19 protein-coding genes are annotated in these 23192 nt (G+C 33.0%); 9 read left to right on the plus strand and 10 right to left on the minus strand.

Annotated features, from left to right (window positions below):
• The first annotated feature begins 8 nt into the window (after positions 1–8).
• Together FHK87_RS18275 and FHK87_RS18280 are read left to right on the plus strand one after the other, a co-directional pair.
• Entirely contained in the window at positions 9–911 is a 903-nt protein-coding gene (locus FHK87_RS18275; RefSeq protein ID WP_140595218.1) for a histone deacetylase family protein, read from the plus strand.
• A gap of 63 nt (positions 912–974) precedes the next feature.
• Positions 975–1325, plus strand: coding sequence for a DUF2116 family Zn-ribbon domain-containing protein (locus FHK87_RS18280; protein ID WP_140595219.1), 351 nt, complete (start codon positions 975–977; stop codon positions 1323–1325).
• On the opposite strand, the gene FHK87_RS18285 is transcribed toward FHK87_RS18280, so the two are convergent.
• Complete coding sequence (locus FHK87_RS18285) at positions 1326–1796, minus strand: CBS domain-containing protein (protein WP_140595220.1); 471 nt, start codon at positions 1794–1796, stop codon at positions 1326–1328. It abuts the gene before it with no gap.
• Positions 1797–1979: 183 nt separating this feature from the next.
• Between FHK87_RS18285 and FHK87_RS18290 the strand changes: the two genes are divergently transcribed.
• Positions 1980–4394, plus strand: a complete 2415-nt coding sequence (locus FHK87_RS18290) for a M28 family peptidase (RefSeq protein ID WP_140595221.1) — start codon at positions 1980–1982, stop codon at positions 4392–4394.
• 13 nt (positions 4395–4407) lie between these two features.
• The gene (locus FHK87_RS18295) at positions 4408–5226 is read left to right on the plus strand and encodes an NAD-dependent epimerase/dehydratase family protein (protein WP_140595222.1); all 819 of its coding nucleotides are present in this window, start codon (positions 4408–4410) and stop codon (positions 5224–5226) included.
• On the opposite strand, the gene FHK87_RS18300 is transcribed toward FHK87_RS18295, so the two are convergent.
• The 6 genes from FHK87_RS18300 to FHK87_RS18320 all read right to left on the minus strand — a co-directional run bounded on the left by FHK87_RS18300 (position 5223) and on the right by FHK87_RS18320 (position 12790).
• Entirely contained in the window at positions 5223–7925 is a 2703-nt protein-coding gene (locus FHK87_RS18300; protein WP_140595223.1) for a TonB-dependent receptor, read from the minus strand. The genes FHK87_RS18295 and FHK87_RS18300 overlap by 4 nt on opposite strands.
• Complete coding sequence (locus FHK87_RS18305; protein ID WP_140595224.1) at positions 7912–8682, minus strand: GLPGLI family protein; 771 nt, start codon at positions 8680–8682, stop codon at positions 7912–7914. The genes FHK87_RS18300 and FHK87_RS18305 overlap by 14 nt, the downstream gene beginning before the upstream one ends.
• Positions 8683–8781: 99 nt before the next feature.
• On the minus strand, positions 8782–8955 hold the full coding sequence (locus FHK87_RS26345; RefSeq protein WP_226294317.1) for a hypothetical protein: 174 nt from the start codon (positions 8953–8955) through the stop codon (positions 8782–8784).
• A 325-nt stretch (positions 8956–9280) separates the two neighbouring features.
• Positions 9281–10027, minus strand: a complete 747-nt coding sequence (locus FHK87_RS18310) for a succinate dehydrogenase/fumarate reductase iron-sulfur subunit (protein ID WP_140595225.1) — start codon at positions 10025–10027, stop codon at positions 9281–9283.
• Positions 10028–10100: 73 nt separating this feature from the next.
• On the minus strand, positions 10101–12116 hold the full coding sequence (locus tag FHK87_RS18315; protein WP_140595226.1) for a fumarate reductase/succinate dehydrogenase flavoprotein subunit: 2016 nt from the start codon (positions 12114–12116) through the stop codon (positions 10101–10103).
• A 14-nt stretch (positions 12117–12130) separates the two neighbouring features.
• A complete protein-coding gene (locus FHK87_RS18320; RefSeq protein WP_140595227.1) occupies positions 12131–12790 on the minus strand; it encodes a succinate dehydrogenase cytochrome b subunit in 660 nt (219 codons plus the stop codon).
• A 321-nt stretch (positions 12791–13111) separates the two neighbouring features.
• On the opposite strand from FHK87_RS18320, the gene FHK87_RS18325 reads away from it, so the two are divergent.
• Positions 13112–14257, plus strand: a complete 1146-nt coding sequence (locus FHK87_RS18325) for a methionine aminotransferase (protein ID WP_140595228.1) — start codon at positions 13112–13114, stop codon at positions 14255–14257.
• A 15-nt stretch (positions 14258–14272) separates the two neighbouring features.
• Here FHK87_RS18325 and dinB read toward each other — a convergent pair whose 3' ends face one another.
• Positions 14273–15379 carry a DNA polymerase IV gene (gene dinB, locus FHK87_RS18330; protein ID WP_140595229.1) on the minus strand — a complete coding sequence of 369 codons (1107 nt, stop codon included), beginning with the start codon at positions 15377–15379 and terminating at the stop codon, positions 14273–14275.
• Between the two features lie 87 nt (positions 15380–15466).
• Between dinB and FHK87_RS18335 the strand changes: the two genes are divergently transcribed.
• The 3 genes from FHK87_RS18335 to FHK87_RS18345 all read left to right on the plus strand — a co-directional run bounded on the left by FHK87_RS18335 (position 15467) and on the right by FHK87_RS18345 (position 17664).
• Positions 15467–16129: a Rossmann-fold NAD(P)-binding domain-containing protein gene (locus FHK87_RS18335; protein WP_140595230.1), complete on the plus strand. Its 663-nt coding sequence runs from the start codon at positions 15467–15469 to the stop codon at positions 16127–16129.
• Positions 16130–16152: 23 nt separating this feature from the next.
• Positions 16153–16620 carry a CYTH domain-containing protein gene (locus tag FHK87_RS18340; RefSeq protein ID WP_140595231.1) on the plus strand — a complete coding sequence of 156 codons (468 nt, stop codon included), beginning with the start codon at positions 16153–16155 and terminating at the stop codon, positions 16618–16620.
• A 138-nt stretch (positions 16621–16758) separates the two neighbouring features.
• On the plus strand, positions 16759–17664 hold the full coding sequence (locus FHK87_RS18345) for a hypothetical protein (protein ID WP_140595232.1): 906 nt from the start codon (positions 16759–16761) through the stop codon (positions 17662–17664).
• A gap of 105 nt (positions 17665–17769) precedes the next feature.
• Here the strand turns inward: FHK87_RS18345 and FHK87_RS18350 are convergent, their stop codons facing one another.
• Both FHK87_RS18350 and pbpC read right to left on the minus strand, forming a co-directional pair.
• Complete coding sequence (locus tag FHK87_RS18350; RefSeq protein WP_140595233.1) at positions 17770–19716, minus strand: T9SS type A sorting domain-containing protein; 1947 nt, start codon at positions 19714–19716, stop codon at positions 17770–17772.
• A 265-nt stretch (positions 19717–19981) separates the two neighbouring features.
• A complete protein-coding gene (gene pbpC / locus FHK87_RS18355) occupies positions 19982–22345 on the minus strand; it encodes a penicillin-binding protein 1C (RefSeq protein ID WP_140595234.1) in 2364 nt (787 codons plus the stop codon).
• Positions 22346–22647: 302 nt separating this feature from the next.
• Here pbpC and FHK87_RS18360 point away from each other — a divergent pair, with 302 nt between their 5' ends.
• Entirely contained in the window at positions 22648–23115 is a 468-nt protein-coding gene (locus tag FHK87_RS18360) for a hypothetical protein (RefSeq protein WP_140595235.1), read from the plus strand.
• Positions 23116–23192 lie beyond the last annotated feature (77 nt).

Genomic DNA, 23192 nt, shown 5'->3' on the forward strand with positions numbered 1-23192 from the left:
AATTCCTGATGCTCAAGATAGCGTATCATCCTATTTATAAACATCCTTTACCAGAAGGACATCGCTTTCCGATGATCAAGTACGAACTCTTACCAGAGCAATTACTTTATGAGGGTACATGTACTGATGATAATTTTTTTGAACCTGACATTCCTGATGTAGATACTATTTTAGCTGTGCATGACACAGTATATTATAATCACCTAAAAGAACTGTCTTTAGATAAAAAAGCCGCGAGAAAAATAGGTTTTCCATTATCAAAAGAATTAGTTGATCGTGAAGTAATCATTGCTGATGGTACTATAAAAGCTTCAGAGTTTGCGTTGAGATATGGCATTGCTATGAATATCGCCGGAGGCACTCATCATGCTTATACTAATCGTGGTGAAGCCTTTTGTTTACTCAATGACCAAGCCATAGGTGCCAGATATCTATTGCAACACGATTTTGTAAACAAAATACTTATCGTTGATTTGGATGTGCATCAGGGCAATGGTACTGCAGAGATTTTTGAAAAAGATGATACCGTATTCACTTTTTCAATGCATGGTGAAAAAAATTATCCCTTCAAAAAAGAAAAATCAGATTTAGACATTGGCTTACCAAACAATACCGAAGACAAAGAATACCTGAATACATTAAAAAATACACTACCTGACCTCATAAAACAACAAGAACCGGATTTTATATACTATCTCTGTGGTGTAGATATTCTTGCCTCTGACAAACTTGGTAAATTAGGCTGTACGTTATCAGGTTGTTATGAAAGAGATCGTTTTGTTCTTCAAACCTGTAAAGATTTGAATATTCCTGTAATGTGTTCTATGGGTGGTGGGTACTCTCCTGATATAAAAATTATTATTGAAGCCCATGCTAATACCTTTAGACTGGCTCAGCAGATTTTCTTCTAGAAGTTGCCATACTTTTTATAAACAGATATTTATGTATTTTTGAAATCAATTATAACATCTGGAATGCAAAAAGAATGTCCCGTTTGTGGGGAAAAAATTATAGGTCGTGCTGACAAAAAATTCTGTAATGATTATTGCAGAAATGCTTACAATAACAAATTAAATAAAGATAGTAAGAATCTTGTTCGCAATATTAATAACCTATTGCGAAAAAATTATCGAATCCTTTCAGAATTAAATCCAAAAGAAAAAACAAAGACTACAAAGACACGTTTGATCGCAAAAGGATTCGACTTTAATCATTTTACAAGCATTTATACAACTAAAAATGGCAAGATATACTATTTTGTATATGATCAAGGATATTTACCTCTCGAAAATGAGTTTTATGCTTTGGTAAAGAGAAATAGCTAATTATTTGTCTCTCCAGTTTTGTCCCTTTAGCGCCAAAGCTGCTTTCATAACATCTTTTTGACTAATTTGACCTACTAATCTCCCGTTTTCAATAATAGGAAATCGCCTTCTCTTGGTCTGCAAAAATTTATTAGCCGCATCAAAAATATTGAGATTGCCGTCTATAGTCTCAACATCTTTTGCCATAAACTTCTCTACTCTGGCATCATCAATCGGCATATTATAATATCGACTTTCATTTAATTGTTTAATACAATCACCTTCAGAAATAATCCCTAATAATCTATGATTATTGTCTACTACAGGACCACCCGATATTTTATGCTTAACCAGCGTCTCTATAACTTCCATTACCGATTGATCTGGAGTAAATGTTATCAAGTCTCTAGTCATGTAATCTGATACCTGGATTGGCGTATCTTCTCTCTTTTTTACCTTAGGGCGAGCCCCCTGAAAACTTATTATTCCCATAACATTAGTGATTTAGTGAATCTTGAATATAATGATTTTCAATTACTTATTCAAATTATCATGTCCTTTTAAACATAAAATCAAGAGGTATAACTATATTTTAACCTAATTTTTTAAAAGCTTTACAACCAATATTATAAGTTCTTTTCTTATTTATTAACTTTGAGATAAATCTTCATTCATATGCAAAAAGCATCTTCTTCTCTTACTTTCGTACTCATATTTGCTGCTATCTTCTACACTTTTTATACTAGTAAATCTCATGATATCAGCAATCTTGAAACACCTGATCAAGAGTTCTCTACACTACGTGCTCTAGAACATGTAAAAAATATCGCAAAAGAACCACATTATCTCGGCAGCCCTGCCCATGAAGATACAAAGGAATATATTTTTAATGAGCTCAAAAAAATGGGGTTAACCCCAGAAATTCATAAGGGTACTTCGGTATCAAAAACAGGGAGAGTAACGTACCCTCAAAATATTATTGCAAAAATAAAGGGATCAAATACTACAAAATCCCTATTGGTCATGTCTCATTACGATAGTTCTCCTCATTCTTCTTACGGTGCCAGCGATGCCGGTAGTGGAGTAGCAACTATCTTAGAAGGGGTAAGAGCTTATTTAGCTACCAACAAAACACCTAAAAACGATATCATTATCTGTATCACTGATGGAGAAGAACTCGGGCTCAACGGTGCGGATTTTTTTGTAAAAACACACCCTTGGGTAAAAGAGGTTGGTCTTGTTTTAAATTTTGAAGCTAGAGGAAGCGGAGGAAATTCTTATATGCTTCTTGAAACCAATGGCAAAAATGCAAAAATGATTGATGAATTTGCAAAGGCAGACGTAGCATATCCCACTACCAATTCCTTGGCCTACAGCATCTACAAAATGCTCCCTAATGATACAGATCTTACTGTTTTTAGAGAGCAAGCTGATATAGACGGGTTCAATTTTGCATTTATAGATGATCATTTTGATTATCATACGGCTAATGATATATGGCAAAATCTGGATTTAGAAACCTTACAACATCAAGGCAACTATCTTATGCCTTTACTTTTTCATTTTTCTCAAGCTGACTTAAATAACCTAAAGTCAGATGAAGACTATATCTATTTTAATACACCTGTTATTTCACTTATTAAATATCCTTTTAGTTGGATATCTATATTGCTCATTGCTGCCGGTTTGTTATTTGTAGGAGCTTTATTTTTTGGTAAGATCAAACACAAATTGAATTTTAAAGAAGTTGTAAAAGGTATTGGGGTATTTGTAATGACATTATTAATTGTTGGTATATTAACTTTTGGACTATGGAAATTATTACAAGTTATATACCCTCATTATAAAGAAATACAACATGGTTTTACTTATAATGGTTATCTATATATCACAGCTTTTGTTGTACTAGCCATTGCGATTTGCTTTAAAGTCTATGCAAAGTTTACCAAAAATGAGAATATTGAAAATTTGTTTATTGGTCCAATACTAATCTGGCTAATTATAGCTATACTATCTGCTGTATATCTAAAAGGAGCTAGCTATTTTATTTTTGTAGTATTCTTTGGGTTATTCTCTCTTTATGTACTCATCCAGCAAAAAAAACCAAAGCCATTATTAATGGTCATATTTGCACTTCCTACTATTTTTATTGTATCTCCATTTATTGCATCGTTTCCAGTAGCGTTAGGACTCAAGATACTTTTTGTTTCAGCTATACTTACTGTATTAGTATTTGGTGCGTTGCTATCTATCTTTGGATTTTATAAAAGGAAAAACATGTTAGGCAATACAGGAATAATAATCACGATACTTATCCTTGTTATTGCTCATTTTAAATCTGGTTTTACAGAAGAAAGACAAAAACCAAATAGTTTGGTTTATATTCTTGATACAGATCAAAATAAAGCCATTTGGGCAACTTATGACAAAGTTCTTGATTCATGGACCAAAAATTATATCAACCCCGAAGAAGATATTGCCGAAAGTTATAATAACAGTGATTCTAAAAGCACATCGAAAAAAGCTTTTTCATTTACTCTACAAAGTAAATACGGTAAAATGTTTAAGTATGCTAATCAAGCGCCTATAAAAAATATAAACCCTCCAAAAGTAGACATTAATTATGACACTATTATAGGTAATTACAGGCACATCGATCTTTGTATAACACCTCTTAGAGATGTACAAAGAATCGATTTATATACAGAAACACTTTTCAATTTTAAAAATCTTAAAGCAAATGGAATAAGTACAAAAGATTTTATCCATAAAGATGGAAAAACCTATAATGCTTTTACAAAAAGATGGAGTCAAAACCTCACTACACATCTTCTTAGCAACAATGAACCTTTAGAGCTACAAATGCAATTTCATAAAGATTCACTGCCTAAATTTTTAATGTATGAATCTTCTTATGATTTGCTAAAAAGTAAGTATTTTTCAATTCCTAAAAGAGAAAAAGACATGATGCCAAAGCCATTTATTGTAAATGACGCGATTATAACTAAAAAAAGTTTTGCTATAGAAAAGTATATCGAAAAGAAGAAAATTGATACTTTAACAACTGTTGAAAATAATACTGCCATCTAAATAATACCAAAATATGAAACATCAAATTAGTATTCTGGGGTTGGGGTGGTTGGGCCTACCTCTTGCAAGTTCTTTGATAAGAGAAAACTATAAAGTAAAAGGATCTACGACATCATCTAGCAAAACATCAGAATTAGAAAAAAATGGGATTCTTACATTTTTAATTACACTAGAAGAAACTGGTGTACATGGAGATATTGTCGATTTGTTAAAGGAAAGTGAAACATTAATTATCAACGTACCTCCTGGCCTGAGAAGAAATCCGAATGTGAATTTTGTTTCTAAAATTCGAGTATTGATTCCATACATCGAGGCATCTAATATTGAGAATGTACTTTTTGTAAGTTCTACATCTGTTTTTTCGGATATGGAGACATTTCCTTTGATTACAGAAAAAACAATCCCTAATGCCACCTCTAACGCAGGAAAACAACTCATAGAAGCCGAACAATTACTTCAAAAAAACGATCATTTCAAAACAACTATATTACGGTTTTCAGGATTGTTTGGTCCAAATCGTCACCCTGCAACGATGCTATCAAAAAGAAGCAATATCAAAAATCCGAATGCGCCGGTTAACCTTATTCACCTTGACGATTGCATAAAAATTATTCATCGTATTATCAAAACAGAGCATTGGAACGAAGTTTTTAATGCATCGTATCCTGATCATCCGGAAAAATATAAATACTATAGCAACATCTGTAAACAAATGGAGCTACCAATACCTGATTATGATTTTAATACTCCTTCTAAAGGAAAGATAATTAGTTCTGAAAAAGTACAAACTGTTTTAGAATTCAAATACAACAGATCTATTTTATTACTTTAAATTTTATAGTGTAATGTTAACATCAATATTCTTGGAATAATAAAATCTCTTGTATCAGAAATCAAAAAATCAGACCATGAATTATTCTGTCTAAATTCTGCATTGAATAAGTTTGAAGTACTTATTTCAAATCCAAAAGGACTATTATTTTTCTTATATAATAAAGAAACATTTGCAATATCAAAAGTAGTAGTGATATCAGTCTCTAAGTTTCTAAATCTAGTATATTTATAATCAAAAGTGAATGTAAAATTATTAAGAAAAGCATACTGTATATTTCCATAAGGTTCGTTAGTCATAAAATCAGTGCTAACTCCAACAGAATTATATTTATTAAAATTCATTGAATACCCTAATTCAAAATTAGGCCATTTTTTGAAACGAGTTTCTACACTACTCCCGACATTAATATCTATCCTTTCATCTTCGCTGTTGCGATTATTAATATTCTTTTGGAAAGTAGCATATTGCAATCGAGTATTGAGTTTAAAATTAAATTTCTTAATCTTTTTCCGAAGGTTGCCAACCCCACTTACAATGGTTTCTGGAGTATTTTGAAGAATTGGAGTTAAAAACTGGTCTATTTCCTCTATTTGTACTTGATTTCTTATAAATCTAGTTCTCCTCTTATAATCTATCTTAGCATTAATGATAAGACCATTATACATTGCAAATTTTGAATATCGTAAACTTCCGTTTTGATATTGCTCATACTCTAATTCTTCATTACCTCGAACAACTTTATTATAATCAAAAAGTAAAAATTTATTTGCATACTCCGGAGCATCTGTAAAATTATTCAAAAACCTATATTTAAACTTCAGATTCTCCGAAGGGCTAATCTCTAATTTAACATCAATATCTGGTAAAAAAACAAACTCTTGGTTAGAAAACACGTCTTCTTGTTTAGATTTCCAGTTATAATAGTGCAAATAACCACCAGTTTTTACTGTTAAATCTTTGATTTTAAATTTATAATGTAACCCAAAATAAGTATCATTTATTAAAAAATTGAGGTCATTACCAAAACCAAAATCATCAAAACTATTTATAGTGTTATCACTTAAAATTTGAAAATCTTTTGTTTCATATTCCTGATTTAAAAAGTTATTTCCAAAAGTTGTATATAAATGATTTTTGCTATTTAAAACCCAATAATGTTTCGCTACTATATCAAATGTATGGTGCATTAAGTCAATATTCTGACCCAAATTAAACCGTTCTTCTTGTGAAAGAGGAATAAGGCTTCCCAAAATTGGGCGATTAGTATTCCAATTCTGCTTTGGTTTGGTAGTTCCAAATACATTATTAACCACCAAAGATATGGTATGTCTAGCGTTGATTTTTTTATGCCATTCAAAATCCTGATTAATTTCCAAGCCTTTATTTTCAGTCTCAGCAATAAAATCTGTTAATAAAGTATTTATTTCTGTGAATCTTTCTTCAAGTGATTGATTGTCTATAATTTTCACTTGTATATCGCCAAATATTTCCTCTTTAAAGTTAGGAGAATACTCTATAGATAATTTTCCTATACCAAGAATATTATCTTCTTCATGATCAGAAGTGACTTCTTCATTATAACTAAAATCCTCAAAAAAGTACTCGTTTGTTATTTCTCGTCTGTATGTATTATCAACATTGGAGTATATACCATATCCTGATAATGATAGTTTTGCATTGATATCTGATGAAACATTTAATCCTGCAAATCTATTTCTACTTTCAAGGGCTGGCTGATTATTAATTAAATTAGCATACTCTTGTATTGAGTTTTTTCTTGAAGAACCATCCTTTTGTGTAAGCTTACTAGCTCCACCTTCAAAATTTATATAATCGTTTAGGGTAAAACTTTTTTCCCCTGTATCATTTAAATCTCCTATAAAATTCATATTAGTTTTTGGACTGTAATAAAACAGGCCTGCATGAGATTCATATCTCGTATCTTCTCCAAGTCCGCCATTTATGTCTCCAAAGGCAAAATTATTTTTATCCTCTTTGAGTTTTATATTCATTGCCATCTCATCATTATCTGTAAAATTCTTTAAAAACCCTATTTCACTATAATGATCTAAAACTTCCACGTTATCTACTGCATTTGCAGGAATATTTTCAACTGCCAATTTACTATTCCCTCCAAAAAAAGCACTTCCTTCAACTAGCATTTTTGTCACTTTCTTACCATTAACAGTTACCTCTCCATTTTTTTCAACTTCTATTCCAGGTAATTTATTTAAAATATTTTTAAGTTTATATTCTCTCCCTGTTGTAAAAGCTTTTACATCATAAATGATTGTATCTTTTTTTACAATCATTGGAATTTCTTCAATAATAATGACTTCATCTAATTCTTCAGTTGCCTCAGAAAGAGTAATGTTCCTGACATCATCTTTTATTAGGGTTACTTCAAAAGTATATGAGTTATATCCCAAAAAACTTACTGTAACAGTATATGATTTATTTTTCTGAAGAGCTAATCTGTATTCTCCTTTATCATTAGTTATAGCAAATGATAAATTGGTGTTTTTAGTTTTGGGTTTAGCTAAAATATTAACATTATAGAGCGGTTGTGTTTTATCTTTCACAACTCCTTTTAATAATACTTCTTGACTGTAGGATGAGTTAATACCAAAATATAGTATGGTATATAAAACTTGTAATTTTATTAAATAAATTATCGAGACATTAATTTTTGGCATTGTCCATAGCTATATCTAATCGTTTTTTAAAGTCCTCTTCTGTAACCAATTCTCCTTTTTCAGGCTTTTTTATAACGATCTTTTTTTTAGGATGTAAATCAATACGCTTTACTATAAAATCTACAAACTCTCCATATTCTAAAGAGATAATCAGACCTGGTAAATTACCGAAACCAGCAGGTCCAAAACGAACTGGTACTTCTGGAGTATACCAAGCGATGATTTCTTTCTCATATTCTTTTCCTTCATACCCCTTTGTTTTTTCTATATACTTAGCTTTATAACAATTATATTTTCCTATTTTTTTTGTCTCATTAATAAGTATCCAATTTATTTTTTTTGATGTAACTATAAATGTTTGTCCAATAGCTTTCGTTTGATATAGCGATTCCTCTGATGTAGTATTTGTATAATATAAGCCTTCTCCTATGCCATATCGTAACGCTGCTTGTAAAAATCTATTTTTTTCATGTTCTAATGTGTTCTCAACTTCAAAAACAGATTCTTCTTCTTTAAACTGCAAAGCAAATTCCATATTATCTAACAATAATTTCATATTGGTATCCATATTAACTATTGTTTTATAATATTTAGGCTTTGTTTTAGCTAGTTTTTTAGTTTCTTCTTTTTCTGACATTAAACTAGTCATTCTTTTTTGATATGTTATAATGCCTTGATTTTGACCAGTTGAAATTTTATAAGACAACAAAAAAATAAGAAAAAAATAAAATTTAAAAAACTTTAATCTAATTAACATATCTTCATTTTTGACTTAAATATAATACACAAAAATAATAACCATTCTTAAAAGTCGGATCTGAATTTTAAAACTCAGATCCGATAAATGAATAGTATCTTAACAATTACTTTGATAGAAAACATCCATTGCTAAATATGCACTTCCAAAAGCTTCTGCATTAGCTGTTCCGAATGCCCAAGCTTCGTCAAAGCAAGATTGCCCTTTAACAACGCTTTTTTCTTCTCTATTAAGTTTTGTAACTCCTTTAATGTTTAGCACATTTTCTAACATGATATTAAAATTTAAATTAATTCTACCCCTACTCTTTATAGGATTTTCAGGTTACTCCTATTTGTCGCGAACAAATATTTTAATTATACATACAACTTGAAATACAATAAGGTATACTAGAAAACTAAAAATAATCTTCCAATATAAGATATTGTTATGGGTAGGCATCATTTAAAAATGATATAATATCTTGATTCGAAATTAATAAAAAGTATTTAAAAAACCCTTTTTAGTTCTTTAAAAGTTTTATTCTACAGTAGAATATTTGATAAAAAAAAGCCGAAACAATAAATTGCTTCGGCTTTTTGATATAATAAATTTAATATTATCCTTTTAAGCTTGCGCTTAGATATTCACGATTCATACGTGCAATATTTTCTAAAGAAATTCCTTTAGGACATTCTATTTCACAAGCGCCTGTATTGGTACAATTACCAAATCCTTCTTCATCCATTTGATTTACCATAGCAAGTACACGCTCTGAAGCCTCAACCTGACCTTGAGGTAATAAAGCAAACTGAGATACTTTTGCAGAAGTAAATAACATAGCAGAAGCATTTTTACATGCCGCTACACATGCTCCACAACCAATACATGTAGCTGCTGCAAATGCATCGTCTGCATTTTCCTTATTTACCGGTATTGCATTCGCATCGATAGTATTTCCTGAAGTATTAACAGAGATATATCCGCCTGCATGCTGTATCCTATCAAACGCACTCCTATCCACCATAAGGTCTTTTATAACAGGAAAAGCTTTTGCTCTAAAGGGTTCAATATAAATTGTATCTCCATCATTAAACATACGCATATGTAACTGGCAAGTAGTTATTAAACGATCTGGTCCATGAGGTTCTCCATTAATCTGTAAAGAACATGATCCACAGATCCCTTCTCTACAATCGTGATCAAATACTACAGGCTCTTCGCCTTTTGCAATCAAATCTTCATTTAATACATCCAACATTTCTAAGAAAGACATATCACCCTCTATTCCTGATATTTGGTAATCTACCATCTTTCCCTTTGACTTGGCATCTTTTTGACGCCATATTTTTAGTGTAAGATTCATATTATTTTAGTTTTTGGTTGCTAGTTGCAGGTTGTTAGTCAAATTATACGGACTAACAACTATCAACCGTCAACTATTTATAACTACGTGTTTTTAATTCAATATTTTCAAAGTTTAACTCCTCTTTATGTAAAGCTGCATCTTTAGGTTCACCTTTATATTCCCAAGCGGCAACATATTTGTAGTTTACATCGTCTCTAAGAGCTTCTCCTTTTTGTTCTCCATCTTGCTCAACAGATTCTTCTCTAAAGTGTCCTCCACAAGATTCATTACGATCTAACGCATCTTTTGCGAATAACTCTCCTAATTCTAAGAAATCAGCTACTCTCCCAGCTTTTTCTAGTTCAGGGTTCATGCTATCGGCTGTTCCGGGAACTTTTACGTTTTTCCAGAAGTCTTCTCGTAAAGCAGCAATTTCATCAATAGCTTCTTTAAGGCCTTGTTCATTTCTAGACATCCCACACTTGTTCCACATGATTTTACCTAATTTCTTATGGTAATAATCTACAGAGTGTTCTCCAGAGCCACCCATAAGCTTCTGAATTCGGTCTTTTACATCTTTTTCTGCCTGATCAAACTCAGGAGTATCTGTTGGTATTTTTCCGGTACGGATATCGTGAGACAGATAATCTCCTATAGTATAAGGTAATACAAAATATCCATCAGCTAAACCTTGCATCAATGCAGAAGCACCTAATCGGTTTGCTCCGTGATCAGAGAAGTTTGCTTCTCCAGCAGCATAACATCCCGGTACTGTCGTTTGAAGGTTATAATCAACCCAAAGACCTCCCATTGTATAATGTACTGCAGGATAAATCATCATTGGGGTTTTGTATGGGTTCTCATCTACAATTTTCTCATACATTTGGAAAAGGTTACCATATTTATTTTCGATAACTTCTTCACCAAGTTTTGTAATCTCTTCTTTCGAAGGATTCTCTATCCCAGAAGTCAATGCTTTTTCTTTTCCGTAGCGTTGTATTGCTGAAGCAAAATCAAGATATACTGCTTCTCCTGTTTTGTTTACCCCAAATCCGGCATCACAACGTTCTTTGGCTGCTCTAGATGCTACATCACGCGGTACCAAGTTTCCAAATGCAGGATAACGACGCTCTAGATAGTAGTCTCTCTCATCTTCAGAAAGTTGTGTAGGCTTTAATTTACCAGCACGTATTGCTTCTGCGTCTTCTTTTCTTTTTGGAACCCAAATACGTCCATCATTTCTAAGAGACTCAGACATCAACGTTAATTTAGACTGATGATCACCAGAAACAGGAATACATGTAGGGTGAATTTGTGTGTAACAAGGATTTGCAAAGTAAGCTCCTCTACGGTGTGCTCTCCATGCTGCCATTACGTTACTTCCCATGGCATTGGTACTTAAGAAAAATACGTTTCCATATCCTCCTGTTGCCAATACTACCGCATGAGCAGAATGACGCTCAATTTCTCCAGTTACAAGGTTACGAGCAATAATACCACGAGCTTTACCATCAATTTTTACTAAGTCTAGCATCTCATGACGGTTAAATGCTTGTATTTTTCCTCGATTGATCTGACGATTCATTGCAGAGTACGCACCCAATAATAACTGTTGACCTGTTTGCCCTTTTGCGTAAAAAGTACGAGATACCAGTACCCCTCCAAAAGAACGGTTATCTAACAAACCTCCATACTCACGAGCAAAAGGAACTCCTTGTGCAACACATTGGTCGATAATATTTCCGGAAACTTCAGCCAGACGATATACATTGGCTTCTCTGGATCTATAATCTCCTCCTTTAACTGTATCATAAAATAAACGGTAATCAGAGTCTCCGTCTCCTTGATAATTTTTTGCTGCATTAATCCCACCTTGAGCCGCAATAGAATGCGCACGACGAGGAGAATCTTGATAGCAGAATGTTTTTACATTATAACCAAGTTCAGCTAAGGTAGCAGCTGCACTACCTCCTGCTAGTCCTGTACCAACAACGATAACATCAATATTTCGTTTGTTTGCAGGGTTAACGAGGTTAATCGTATTTTTATGTTTTGTCCACTTATCTGCCAGTGGACCATCAGGTATTTTAGAATCTAAAATTGACATAATAGTGGTGTTTTTTAGTGTTTAAAATGAAGTACAATAGCCACAATTATAAATCCGACAGGAATTACAATCGAAAAAGCTTTAGCAAATTTTGTAGCTCCTGTAGAATATTTGTTATTGAACCCTACCGATTGAAAAGAAGAAGCAAATCCATGCCAAAGGTGTAAAGCCAAAAACACAAAAGACAAAGCATACAAACCGGTACGCACAGGGCTTTCAAACCTGTGTAGTAACTCGGTATAATATCGTGTTGGATCCTCTGGAGCAAACTCAACATATTTGTATACCATTTCCGGAACCCAAAAATCATAAAAATGCAACCCTAGAAATGCAAGTACCACAAGACCTGAATAAATCATATTTCTAGACATCCAAGAAGCATTAGCCGCACCATTATATTTTGCATATTTTACTGCTCTTGCATTCTTATTCTTCAATTCCAGGACAAATCCCATTATGAAGTGAAAAATCACTCCAAAAATCAAAATAGGTTGCAATACAAACTGAACCAAGGGATTAGTTCCCATAAAATGCGATAATTCATTAAAAATATCTGCACTAAAAACTGAAGTAAAATTAATTGTAAAGTGTTGTAACAAGAAAAATACTAAGAAAAGTCCTGAAAGTGCCATGGCTACTTTTCTAGCTATTGAAGATCGTATCAATCCACCCATTATATAAAAATGTTTAAAATTTTCGAATAACAAAAATAAGACTCGTGTACCTTTTTAACAACATTTTGGTGTTATTATCCTGTATTTATAATGAATTTAAAGTAGTAAATCGTTTTGTTTAATTTTGATAACGAAATCGTTTGCATAAACTCATTAAAATTCAACAAAAATATACGTTTCTCTTCTATTTTTTGATAATCTTATTGCCGATGATAGTACAACAATCATTTTATCATATTTTTTTGTAGTAATCAATACAGATTCCTTACTCATTTCGATATGTTAAAATACAGTCTCGTGATATTATGTTATTTTTATATCATGCAAAATATACAATCCAAGCTACCAGAAATATCAACAACTATATTTACGATCATGAGCAAAATGGCAAGCGCACACAATGCCATTAATTTATCACAAGGGTTTCCTGATTTTGAGACATCTCCTAAGCTTATCGAGCTTGTACATCAAGGAATGCAAAAGGGATATAATCAATATGCTCCCATGCAAGGATTATCATCGTTACGAGAATGTATTGCAGAGAAAACAACCGAACTTTATCAAAAAAAATATGATCCAGAAACAGAAATCACTATTACTTCTGGCGCAACACAAGCTATTTTCACTATTATCTCTGCTTTTATAAAAGAGGGTGATGAGGTTATCATATTCAAACCTGCGTATGATTCTTATGAACCTTCTATACAACTACATAAAGGAATAGTCGTTCCAATACAGCTAAAAGCCCCAAATTACAGAATAGATTGGAAAATTGTTAAAGAAAAAATCAACCCCAAAACCAAAATGATCATTATCAATACGCCACACAACCCAAGTGGTACTATTGTATCAGAGAAAGATATGCTTCAACTTGCAAAGTTGCTTAAGGGAACTGATATCATTTTATTAAGTGATGAGGTATATGAACATATTATTTTTGATCAGAAAAAGCATCAAAGTGCTGCTAAATTTTCAGGACTAGCTGACCGCGCTTTTATTACCTCCTCTTTTGGTAAAACTTTTCATACTACCGGCTGGAAAATGGGATATTGCCTTGCTCCAAAAGCACTGATGACAGAGTTTAGAAAAGTACATCAATTTAATGTATTTTGTAGTAATCACCCTATCCAGTATGCATTAGCAGAATACCTTAAATCTCCGGAAAATTATTTATCATTACCTAATTTTTATCAGAAAAAACGTGATCTATTCTTGTCTTTAATCAAAGATTCTCGTTTTACATGTACTCCTGCTTCGGGTACGTATTTCCAATTATTGAATTACTCAAAAATCACTCATGAAGATGATGTGGCTTTCGCCGAAAGGCTAACCAAAGAACATAAAATTGCATCTATACCTGTATCTGTTTTTAACTTAAATCATCAAGACGACAATGTATTACGGTTTTGTTTTGCCAAAAATGAGGATACCTTGAAGAGCGCTGCCGAGATATTGTGTAGGATTTAATGCGATTAAAATGGCTTAAAAATCAAATTTTAACTGTATCACTTCAAATTCTTTATGTTCTTTTTCTTTTTTCTTCTCGTGTTGTGTGTTCAAATTTGATAATGATATTCCGAGCAGTCGCACTGAGTTTTTCATCTTATCCTGATATAGTAATTCTTTGGCGGTTTCAAGTAAAATATTGGCATCACTTACAAAATAAGGAAGCGTTTTACTACGCGTTTGTAGGGTAAAATCACTGTATTTGATCTTTAACGTTACTGTTCTTCCTGCTACATTGTTATTTTTTAATCGTTTTTGCAATTCTTCTGCGATATTTTCTAATCGTTCAAGCATATAGATTTCTGAAGCGATGTTCTCACTAAAGGTTCGTTCTGCTGCCAATGATTTTCGTTCTCGATTAGGTTTTACCGCACTCAAATGGATGCCTCTTACTATGCGGTAATAATGACTTCCGGCTTTTCCAAAATGTTGGGTAAGGAATTCTTCTGATTTTGATTTTAAATCTTTACCTGTATAGATCCCCATTTGGTACATTTTGGCCTGTGTTACTTTTCCTACCCCATAAAACTTTTTGACATCCAAATCTTCTAAAAATGTAATCACCTCTTCAGGGTTTACCGTTTTCTGTCCATTGGGTTTGTTATAATCACTAGCTACTTTTGCTATAAATTTATTGATTGATATCCCAGCAGAAGCTGTCAACCCTACCTCATCAAAAATACGTTGTCTAATTTCTTTTGCTACCAGAGTAGCACTTGGGTTTCCTTTCTTGTTTTGTGTAACATCCAAATAGGCTTCATCAAGTGATAAAGGTTCTACCAAATCTGTATATTCAAAAAATATCTTTCTGATTTTACCTGAGATTTCTTTATATCGATCAAACCTTGGGCGTACAAAAATAAGATCGGGGCAAAGTTTTCTGGCCTTAAAACCTGGCATCGCTGATCGCACCCCAAATACTCTTGCCTCATAACTCGCTGCACTTACTACCCCACGTTTTGAACCACCCCCAACAGCCAAAGGCTTCCCCTTTAATTCAGGATGATCCATTTGTTCTACAGAGGCATAAAAAGCATCCATATCAACATGAATAATTTTTCTATGTGATACAATATCTTCCAAAAACAAAAAGAATTAAATACAAATTTATAGCTTCTTTTTCTAAACTAATAATCCACTTTTATACCTTTACAAACAAACCCGTATAGCATGCCAAAGACAGCTATCATACTTGGAGCAACAGGACTTACAGGAAATCTTTTAGTACAAAAACTGTTTGATGATGACCGATATGATAAGATAAAGGTTTTTTCTAGAAAAAGCCTCAATAGTACACATCCAAAACTCGAAGAGCACATTATAGATGTATTAAAACTTAAAGATCATGCTAAAGATTTTGTTGCTGATGATGTATTTTGTTGCATAGGAACCACAAATGCTAAAACCCCTAATAAAGAATTATATCATACTATTGATTACGGAATTCCTGTTAGTACAGCAAACTTATGCAAAGACAATGGTATTGGTACATTGATTATACTATCAGCATTAGGTGCAGATGCGAAGAGTACTATTTTTTATAATCGAACAAAGGGTGAAATGGAAAATGCCGTTTTAGCATTAAAAATTCAGAAAACTCATATTCTACAACCATCACTTATTGGTGGAAAAAGGAACGAAAAAAGAATCGGAGAGTATTTTTTCAAAATTTTTATGAAGCTTCTCAATCCTCTACTACTCGGTTCTCTAAAAAAATATCGATCTATTTATCCTGAAACGATTGTTTCAACAATGATTTGGTTAGCTAATCATGAACACAATCAGATCAAAATACCTTCTGACCGCATTAAAACAATTGCAAAGTATCAATAGTAACACAAACGAACAAATAGTACATGATTGAGATCGAACGTAAATTTTTAGTCACCTCTGATAATTTTAAAAAAGAAGCCCAAAAAAGCACGAGAATCATACAAGGGTTTCTCAATACCGATCCAGAACGAACAGTTCGAATTCGGATCAAAGGAGAACAAGCTTTTATTACTGTAAAAGGCATAGGAAACGCTTCTGGAACATCACGATTTGAATGGGAAAAATCTATCCCTGTAGAAGATGCAGAAGCGTTAATAAAACTATGCGAACCCGGAATTATTAAGAAAACTCGATTTGAAATTCGACTAGGAGATCATACCTATGAGGTAGATGAGTTTGCAGGAACAAATCAAGGTTTAGTGCTTGCCGAAATAGAATTATCAACTGAAAATGAATCTTTTCTAAAACCTGATTGGTTAGGACAGGAAGTTACAGGAATTTCAAAATATTATAATTCTCAACTAAGTAAAAAACCATTTAAACTATGGTAAAAAAGTATTTTTATTACTGTAATATCGTCGTTTAACTTTTTTTAAAACAACTTAACAAAAAGGTAACATAGTAAAATGGTAAGCGATTGATGATATACACGTCTAATCGACCTTATTATTAATCAAAAGTCATAAATTATGTTGCACAAATCAAAGCGAATCCTGATTGGGATTCCTATTCTTTTTTTTCCATTTCTATCGTTATTCGCCCAATTACCTGTAAATGGTTTTTATCCTAAAAAAAATACACTTACAATTGCTCCAAGCTATGCTTTTAAAAACTTTGACCAGTTTTATAGAGGGACTACTTTGGCTGAAGGTAACCCTGCCGGGCAAGGAGAAATCACTTCTGATATCATTAATTTATATGCGCAATATGCCATTACAGATTGGTTATCAGGAACGGTAACATTACCTTATATTAATGTGATAAGTGAAGATAATATTCCTGATCCTGTACAAGAAGTTACAGAAGTAGATGATTTACAAGATTTAGGAATATATTTAAAATCAAGGATTACAGAAAAAAAATTCGAAGATAATTCTAGATTCACATTAGGAGGTGCTGCAGGAGTTTCTTTTCCTGTAAGTGATTATGAAGGAGCTGGCGTACTATCAATAGGTAATCAAGCAACAACTGTCAATGGTTCAGTGCTTGCACTTTATTCTCTTCCTTTCAACATTTTTACAGAAGTACAACTTGGGTATAGTTATAGAGATAGTGATGATTTTGACATTCCGAACGCAATGTTATATAGTGCTAAGATCGGATATCATAATGAGTTTATTTATTTGCATGCTCAATTAGACATTCAAGATTCTATGTCTGGTTTTGATATAGGAACTCCTGAGTTTGCAGAAGCTGGTGCCGCTGCTATACTTCCAGAAACAGAAGTAGATTATACAAATTTGCGCTTTGATTTTTATGTTCCCGTTTATAAAAATAGTATTGGGCTTTCCGCAGGTTATGGAGTAACCTTAAATGGAAGAAATTTTAGCAAAGAAGAGGCTTTTTCTTTTGGTCTGGTTTATAATGCCTATTAAATACATAAAAAAACTGTCTTGGAGATTCAAAAAATCCCCAAGACAGTTTATATTAACCAACTGTAATGTTTAATTCAATATCGTTTGAAAATTTTAATGCTAGACTTATCTTCTAGTAATTGTAAATTTTCTAACTGTAGAAATATTGTTTTCGATGATCTCCATAAAATATGCTCCTTGAGTTAATCTATCTATATCGATAGGTAGCTGTCCGGATCTTGATTCTGTATCATATGTTTTAGATTCTACCATACGACCTGTTATATCAAATATTTTAAAATCTAATGTAACATTTTCTTTTACTTTATATTTTAAATACAATACATTATTTGCCGGATTAGGATACATCATAAATTTATCGGTTGAAGCGTTATTGGATATTGATTTACTACCAGAACTTGCAACTCTGCTTGATCCTACACAAAAGTTACTTGTATCTGCGCTCCCAAAAGAAGCTCCCGAAGCTAGGGTTCCTGATGCATCTGTTAAGGAATACGAACCTTGCCCATAAGTACAACACATTCCATCACCATATGAATCATTAACACTTAATTCGTAGCATCCGGCTGGCAAGCATACATCAACTGCAAGAGTGCTTCCATCAGCTTGACTACCATACGTTCCTCCTGATTCTACAACTGATCCCGAACTATCTTTTATCGTCCAACTCGTTTCTTCTGGATAATTATCAAAATTCAATGTCAGGGTTACATCTGTACAATTATCATTTCCACCACCTGTATCACCAGCAGGATCGTACCCATTTACTACTTGTGTAGAACATCCTGGCGCTAGCCATTGACAGATATTTGGATACGTTACAGACAAGCGGCCATACCAGTCTCCTCTATCATTACCACAGGCAGCATAGCCCCCATGTAATTGCCCAATAATTCTTTTATTTTGATCAAAAAGAGCAGAACCTGACGATCCTCCTTCTGTTGTACCATCATCCCAATCAGAAACTTGCCAATGCGTAGTTCCTGATCCTCCTAGATATCCTGAGACAGTAGATGGATCATTATCAAAAGATATTTTTTTTACATCTCCTGCGGGATGATGAATCCCAGTTGTTCTTGTTGGTGCACTACCTGTAGCATCCCAACCTGAATAATATACATTATAACTAGATGGTGGTGTAGCAGAAAGTCTAAGTAGTGCATAATCTGAACTAGCCCCACTAGCAAGCATTTGAGAACCTGATATCGATTGACTTAATGAACCATCAGAATTACTACATCCAGGAGATTCGTAATTAAAGGCAAACACCCAATTGGTCACGTCTCGACCCGCAGAACAGTGATTTGCAGTCAAGAAATAAGGAGTTCCGTTGTTAGCAGTATTATTAATTAATGAACCTGAACACCATCTGGTTCCGTTGCCTAATATTACCATAGCAACAGATCTGATTTGATCTCTCCATGCATTTCCAACAGAACAGGCAACATTATTATTACAAGAACCAGAGTCTCCAAAAGCTTTAGCTATGCTTAATACTCCTCTGTAATCGTGTGCTACCGTGCTTATTTGTAAAGCTGGTTTTTCTGTAGCCTGCTTAGGTTGATAATATTCTATAATTAACTTATCTCCTACAACAGGTGCTGTACCAAGTCTTCTGGATGTTTTGTTATTGATTTCTGTAAATGCTCCTTTAACATCGGTTTTTCCTTCGTTATAGATAAACAATTTTGCACCTTCTGGGATATAAAAGTCAGAAAATGTCACATTTAAGGATTTAGCTCCTTTAGATTCTAACTTTAAAATCCAAAATTTTCCTCCATCTGCACCGGTAAACCAGTTTCCAGAGTTATTTGGATTCAAATTTACATCATGTGCATACGCAAATCTCAGTGGAACATCTTTTGAAGATTCTGCTTCGTCTTCTTTAAGTAATTTTGCTACATCTACTTTTTTTAATTTAACAGTAGGTATTTTGGCTGATTTTGAGAAGTTTTCATTCCATGAAAGTGGTTCTCCTCCTTGGCTTATTTGGGAATAAGCAACATTTATTGAGCATAGTACTATGCTCAATACAAAAATGATTTTTTTCATTTTAAGAGTTTTTGTGTTTTATATTCAACAATTGGTTAATTACTGTTAAATATACAACAGTTTCCTCTTATTATGACTCATTTTTCACTAATAAATATTTAAAAATGAATTGTTTAATCTAATTTTTTAACAAAATAAGATCGATTTTTAAGTCAAAAATGTAAAAAATCTATATTTTTTATATTCAACATAGATTGTATAAAGCAAGATATATTGAAATGAGCAAGGGGTTTGAAGCACTATTATAATTCAGTTTTGTAATCTATCACGAACTTTTTATTGTGATCCTTCTTTTTAATTCATTTCCTTTTTCATCAAGGATCGTAATTAAATAATTACCCGGTTGGGGTGAGATTGGCATCTCATGAAATTTTTGAGTTACACCAATAAATTTTTCATTGAGGTACCAAAACATTTTACTTTCAGGATTAGTATGTATTGCTTTCAGGATTACTTCATTAATCTTACCATCAAAACCTTTTGGCAGATGCACAATTCCTCCTGCTTTTGGGAAAATAAAATCCATTCGGTTTTGAGACTCTTTGAGACAATCTTGTCTGTAAGGAGGTAATGATCTATACGTTGCATTATTGGTTTTGTAGAAATACTCTTGTAATGGAGGTAGTACAAACCAAGGTTCATGAATAATATTGGCTACAGGTTCGCAAGAAGAATTGACACGATATTGTTTTGTAGGATCTAAATGTATTAACCTATGATGCGGACAGGGGGTTGTTTCTATTCCCGAAGTAGCAACAAGTGCTGTTTTTGAAGGGCAATGAGCTCCTGCAAGAAAACCACTTTCTTTGCATATTGTCGCTTCTAAGAGATCATCATAAGGTGTTGCAAACCATTTGGATCTGGGTAATAGATTTATCACATCAAAAAGTACGGGAGCTGCAGAATTTAATCCGGTAAGTTCAGGCCTACCTTCGCCATCGGCATTTCCGATCCAGACTCCAACAACATGTTTTTTATTAACTCCTATCGCCCAGGCATCTCTATTACCATAGCTAGTACCAGTTTTCCATGCAATTTCTCTAGAAGAATCATAAAATTCCCATGCTTCATCTCCTTCCGGGCGGTTTACCTTTTTCATCGCTTCAAAGGTAAGCCATATACTTCCTGCACCATATATTGATTGTTGTTGCACTTTTTTACCAAAGTCGTAGGTTTGTTCTGCCAGAAGTATCGGTTCTCCAAATTCATTATCAAAATATTCACTAGATGTATCTCGATAATGGTTTAATACCCCTGCAAAACCTGCATACGTTTTACATAAATCCCAAAGGCTCCCTTCTGCCCCTCCAACGATTAATGACAGTCCATAATGATCTGCACTATATTTTAGATGCTTAATATTGAATGCATTTAGCTCATCTCTAAAACGTTGTAAACCATATTGTTGTAACAATCTTACTGCAGGAATATTAAGAGAACGCGCCAAAGCTCGATTTGCCGGGGTAGCTCCACTATAACTTTCATCATAATTTTTGGGACTATATCCCGCAATTACTGTAGGAATATCAGAGACTAACTGCTCTGGTAAGAGCTCTCCTTTATCCAACATTGCTGCATAAAGTAACGGTTTGAGTGTGCTACCTGTACTGCGGCCTGATCGGATGATATCTACATCCTTTTGATGCGTATGATCTGTGGGAGTATTGCCAACATAACTTAACACTTTTCTTGTGTCTACATCAATCACCAAAACAGCCATATTATGAACTTCATTTTGCTTGAGTACCTCATAATGCTGCTTAACGATTTGCTGTACTTGTTTTTGTAAAGTTAGATTGATAGTTGTTTGAACTCTCTGTCCATTGTATGTTTTTGAAATCCGATCTAGCAAATGAGGAGAAACTTGTGGTAAGTCATATGGTTTTTGTGGTAAAGCTTCGCTTAAAGATAACTCATAGGTTAATGAATCGATTGTATGGTTCTGTAGCAGTGTTTTTAATAATCTATTTCGTTTTTCTTTTAGCTGTATTTGGTTTTTCCCGGGATAAATAAGAGATGGCGCATTTGGCAATACGGCTAATGTAGCGCTTTCTGCCCACGATAATTCGTGAGCCGGCAATCCAAAATATCGCCAGGAGGCCATATCGATTCCTACAACATTACCCCCAAAGGGTGCATGAGAGGCATATAATTTTAAAATATCTTCTTTAGAATACCTAAACTCTAATCGAGTTGCCAAAAGAAGTTCCTTTATTTTTTCAAAATAAGTTCTTTTTTTACCTTTTCTTGCCAAACGAATCACTTGTTGTGTAATCGTACTACCACCGCGCACGATTCTTCCTGCCTCGACATTATCTATAATTGCATTACCAATAGCTACAGGGTTAAAACCAAAGTGATTATAAAATTGTTGATCTTCAAAAGCAATAATACATTTTTTGAACTTATCAGGAATACTATCTGTTTTAGGAAAACGCCATTGCCCATCTTTTGCTATTTTGGCCCCCAATAATTCCCCCTTTTGGGTTTCTATCACCGTAGCGATGGGGTCATTAAATAAATCTGATGGTAAAGAAAAATAATACCAAACTACCAAAACCCCAAAAACAATACTCTTTTTGGGATGTGTTTTGACATATGTAGTTACAATACGTATTATTTTTTTCATCAAAGAAAATGGATCACTGTTTTGTAAGGGTTAAAGTATCAACATTTTTTTTGATCTAAAAGGTTTTTGCAATCTATATTGGTTTTCTACTCGTTTATGTTGGACTTATGCCCTTTTTTCAAACATTTCTATGAGACGTATTGTAGTTTTCTATTATATAAATGCACTTTTTATCAAAAGTTTAATTATACAAACTATGAGTTAGTAAACATGATAAATATTGAATAAAAATGTATTCAGATTAAACCTTTATTAGAAAATAGAATCTAATAACCAAGGTAGTTAAGTTTTAAGCATATATAATGACAATTGATAAAATATACATAGTAGTAGCATTAAGTTTTGTAGTTAGTTTGGGATTTACCCAAGAGAAAGAAGAACGACTTACTATGGCTGCTAAATTTATGAAAGTTAAATTAGAGCAAGTAGAGTTAACAGATACTCAATGGGAAAGGTTTTATGTTTTAAGTAGAAAACTAAAAGCAGATTTAATCGATCTGCGAGAAGAGGCAGGCATATCTGATTTAATAAAAAAACGAGACGAAGTCTACAAACAAATCCTTAAAGAAGGCGTACCCAAGAAACAACATCTTGAAGAATTAGGAAAACGAATGTACCTGACACCAAGACAACTTAAAGGTTTTGCAGATACTCCTCTTCTTAAAGAAAATTATAAAAAGGCAATAGCAGAATTTTTATCAGAAGAACAAAAGCTAAAATTAAAAAATGTAAAAAATAAGAACAGAAAAACTAAGAAGAATAGCTATTGATATAAATTTTTGTTTTAGCCACTAAAGTAGAAAATATAACTTTAATACAAAGCGTTAAAACAAGGAATACTACGCAA

Origin of the sequence: Aquimarina algicola (assembly GCF_006443095.1) — a bacterium.
Lineage (GTDB): Bacteria > Bacteroidota > Bacteroidia > Flavobacteriales > Flavobacteriaceae > Aquimarina > Aquimarina algicola.

Excerpts from the sequence above, each read along its gene's own strand:
- FHK87_RS18300 (WP_140595223.1), bottom strand. The coding sequence starts at position 7,925 with ATGCCAAAAATTAATGTCTCGATAATTTATTTAATAAAATTACAAGTT.
- FHK87_RS18335 (WP_140595230.1), top strand. The coding sequence starts at position 15,467 with ATGCCAAAGACAGCTATCATACTTGGAGCAACAGGACTTACAGGAAAT.
- FHK87_RS18305 (WP_140595224.1), bottom strand. The coding sequence starts at position 8,682 with ATGTTAATTAGATTAAAGTTTTTTAAATTTTATTTTTTTCTTATTTTT.
- FHK87_RS18290 (WP_140595221.1), top strand. The coding sequence starts at position 1,980 with ATGCAAAAAGCATCTTCTTCTCTTACTTTCGTACTCATATTTGCTGCT.
- FHK87_RS18350 (WP_140595233.1), bottom strand. The coding sequence starts at position 19,716 with ATGAAAAAAATCATTTTTGTATTGAGCATAGTACTATGCTCAATAAAT.
- FHK87_RS18280 (WP_140595219.1), top strand. The coding sequence starts at position 975 with ATGCAAAAAGAATGTCCCGTTTGTGGGGAAAAAATTATAGGTCGTGCT.
- FHK87_RS18295 (WP_140595222.1), top strand. The coding sequence starts at position 4,408 with ATGAAACATCAAATTAGTATTCTGGGGTTGGGGTGGTTGGGCCTACCT.
- FHK87_RS26345 (WP_226294317.1), bottom strand. The coding sequence starts at position 8,955 with ATGTTAGAAAATGTGCTAAACATTAAAGGAGTTACAAAACTTAATAGA.
- FHK87_RS18310 (WP_140595225.1), bottom strand. The coding sequence starts at position 10,027 with ATGAATCTTACACTAAAAATATGGCGTCAAAAAGATGCCAAGTCAAAG.
- FHK87_RS18325 (WP_140595228.1), top strand. The coding sequence starts at position 13,112 with ATGCAAAATATACAATCCAAGCTACCAGAAATATCAACAACTATATTT.
- FHK87_RS18345 (WP_140595232.1), top strand. The coding sequence starts at position 16,759 with ATGTTGCACAAATCAAAGCGAATCCTGATTGGGATTCCTATTCTTTTT.
- FHK87_RS18320 (WP_140595227.1), bottom strand. The coding sequence starts at position 12,790 with ATGGGTGGATTGATACGATCTTCAATAGCTAGAAAAGTAGCCATGGCA.
- FHK87_RS18340 (WP_140595231.1), top strand. The coding sequence starts at position 16,153 with ATGATTGAGATCGAACGTAAATTTTTAGTCACCTCTGATAATTTTAAA.
- FHK87_RS18315 (WP_140595226.1), bottom strand. The coding sequence starts at position 12,116 with ATGTCAATTTTAGATTCTAAAATACCTGATGGTCCACTGGCAGATAAG.
- FHK87_RS18275 (WP_140595218.1), top strand. The coding sequence starts at position 9 with ATGCTCAAGATAGCGTATCATCCTATTTATAAACATCCTTTACCAGAA.
- FHK87_RS18285 (WP_140595220.1), bottom strand. The coding sequence starts at position 1,796 with ATGGGAATAATAAGTTTTCAGGGGGCTCGCCCTAAGGTAAAAAAGAGA.
- FHK87_RS18360 (WP_140595235.1), top strand. The coding sequence starts at position 22,648 with ATGACAATTGATAAAATATACATAGTAGTAGCATTAAGTTTTGTAGTT.
- pbpC (WP_140595234.1), bottom strand. The coding sequence starts at position 22,345 with ATGAAAAAAATAATACGTATTGTAACTACATATGTCAAAACACATCCC.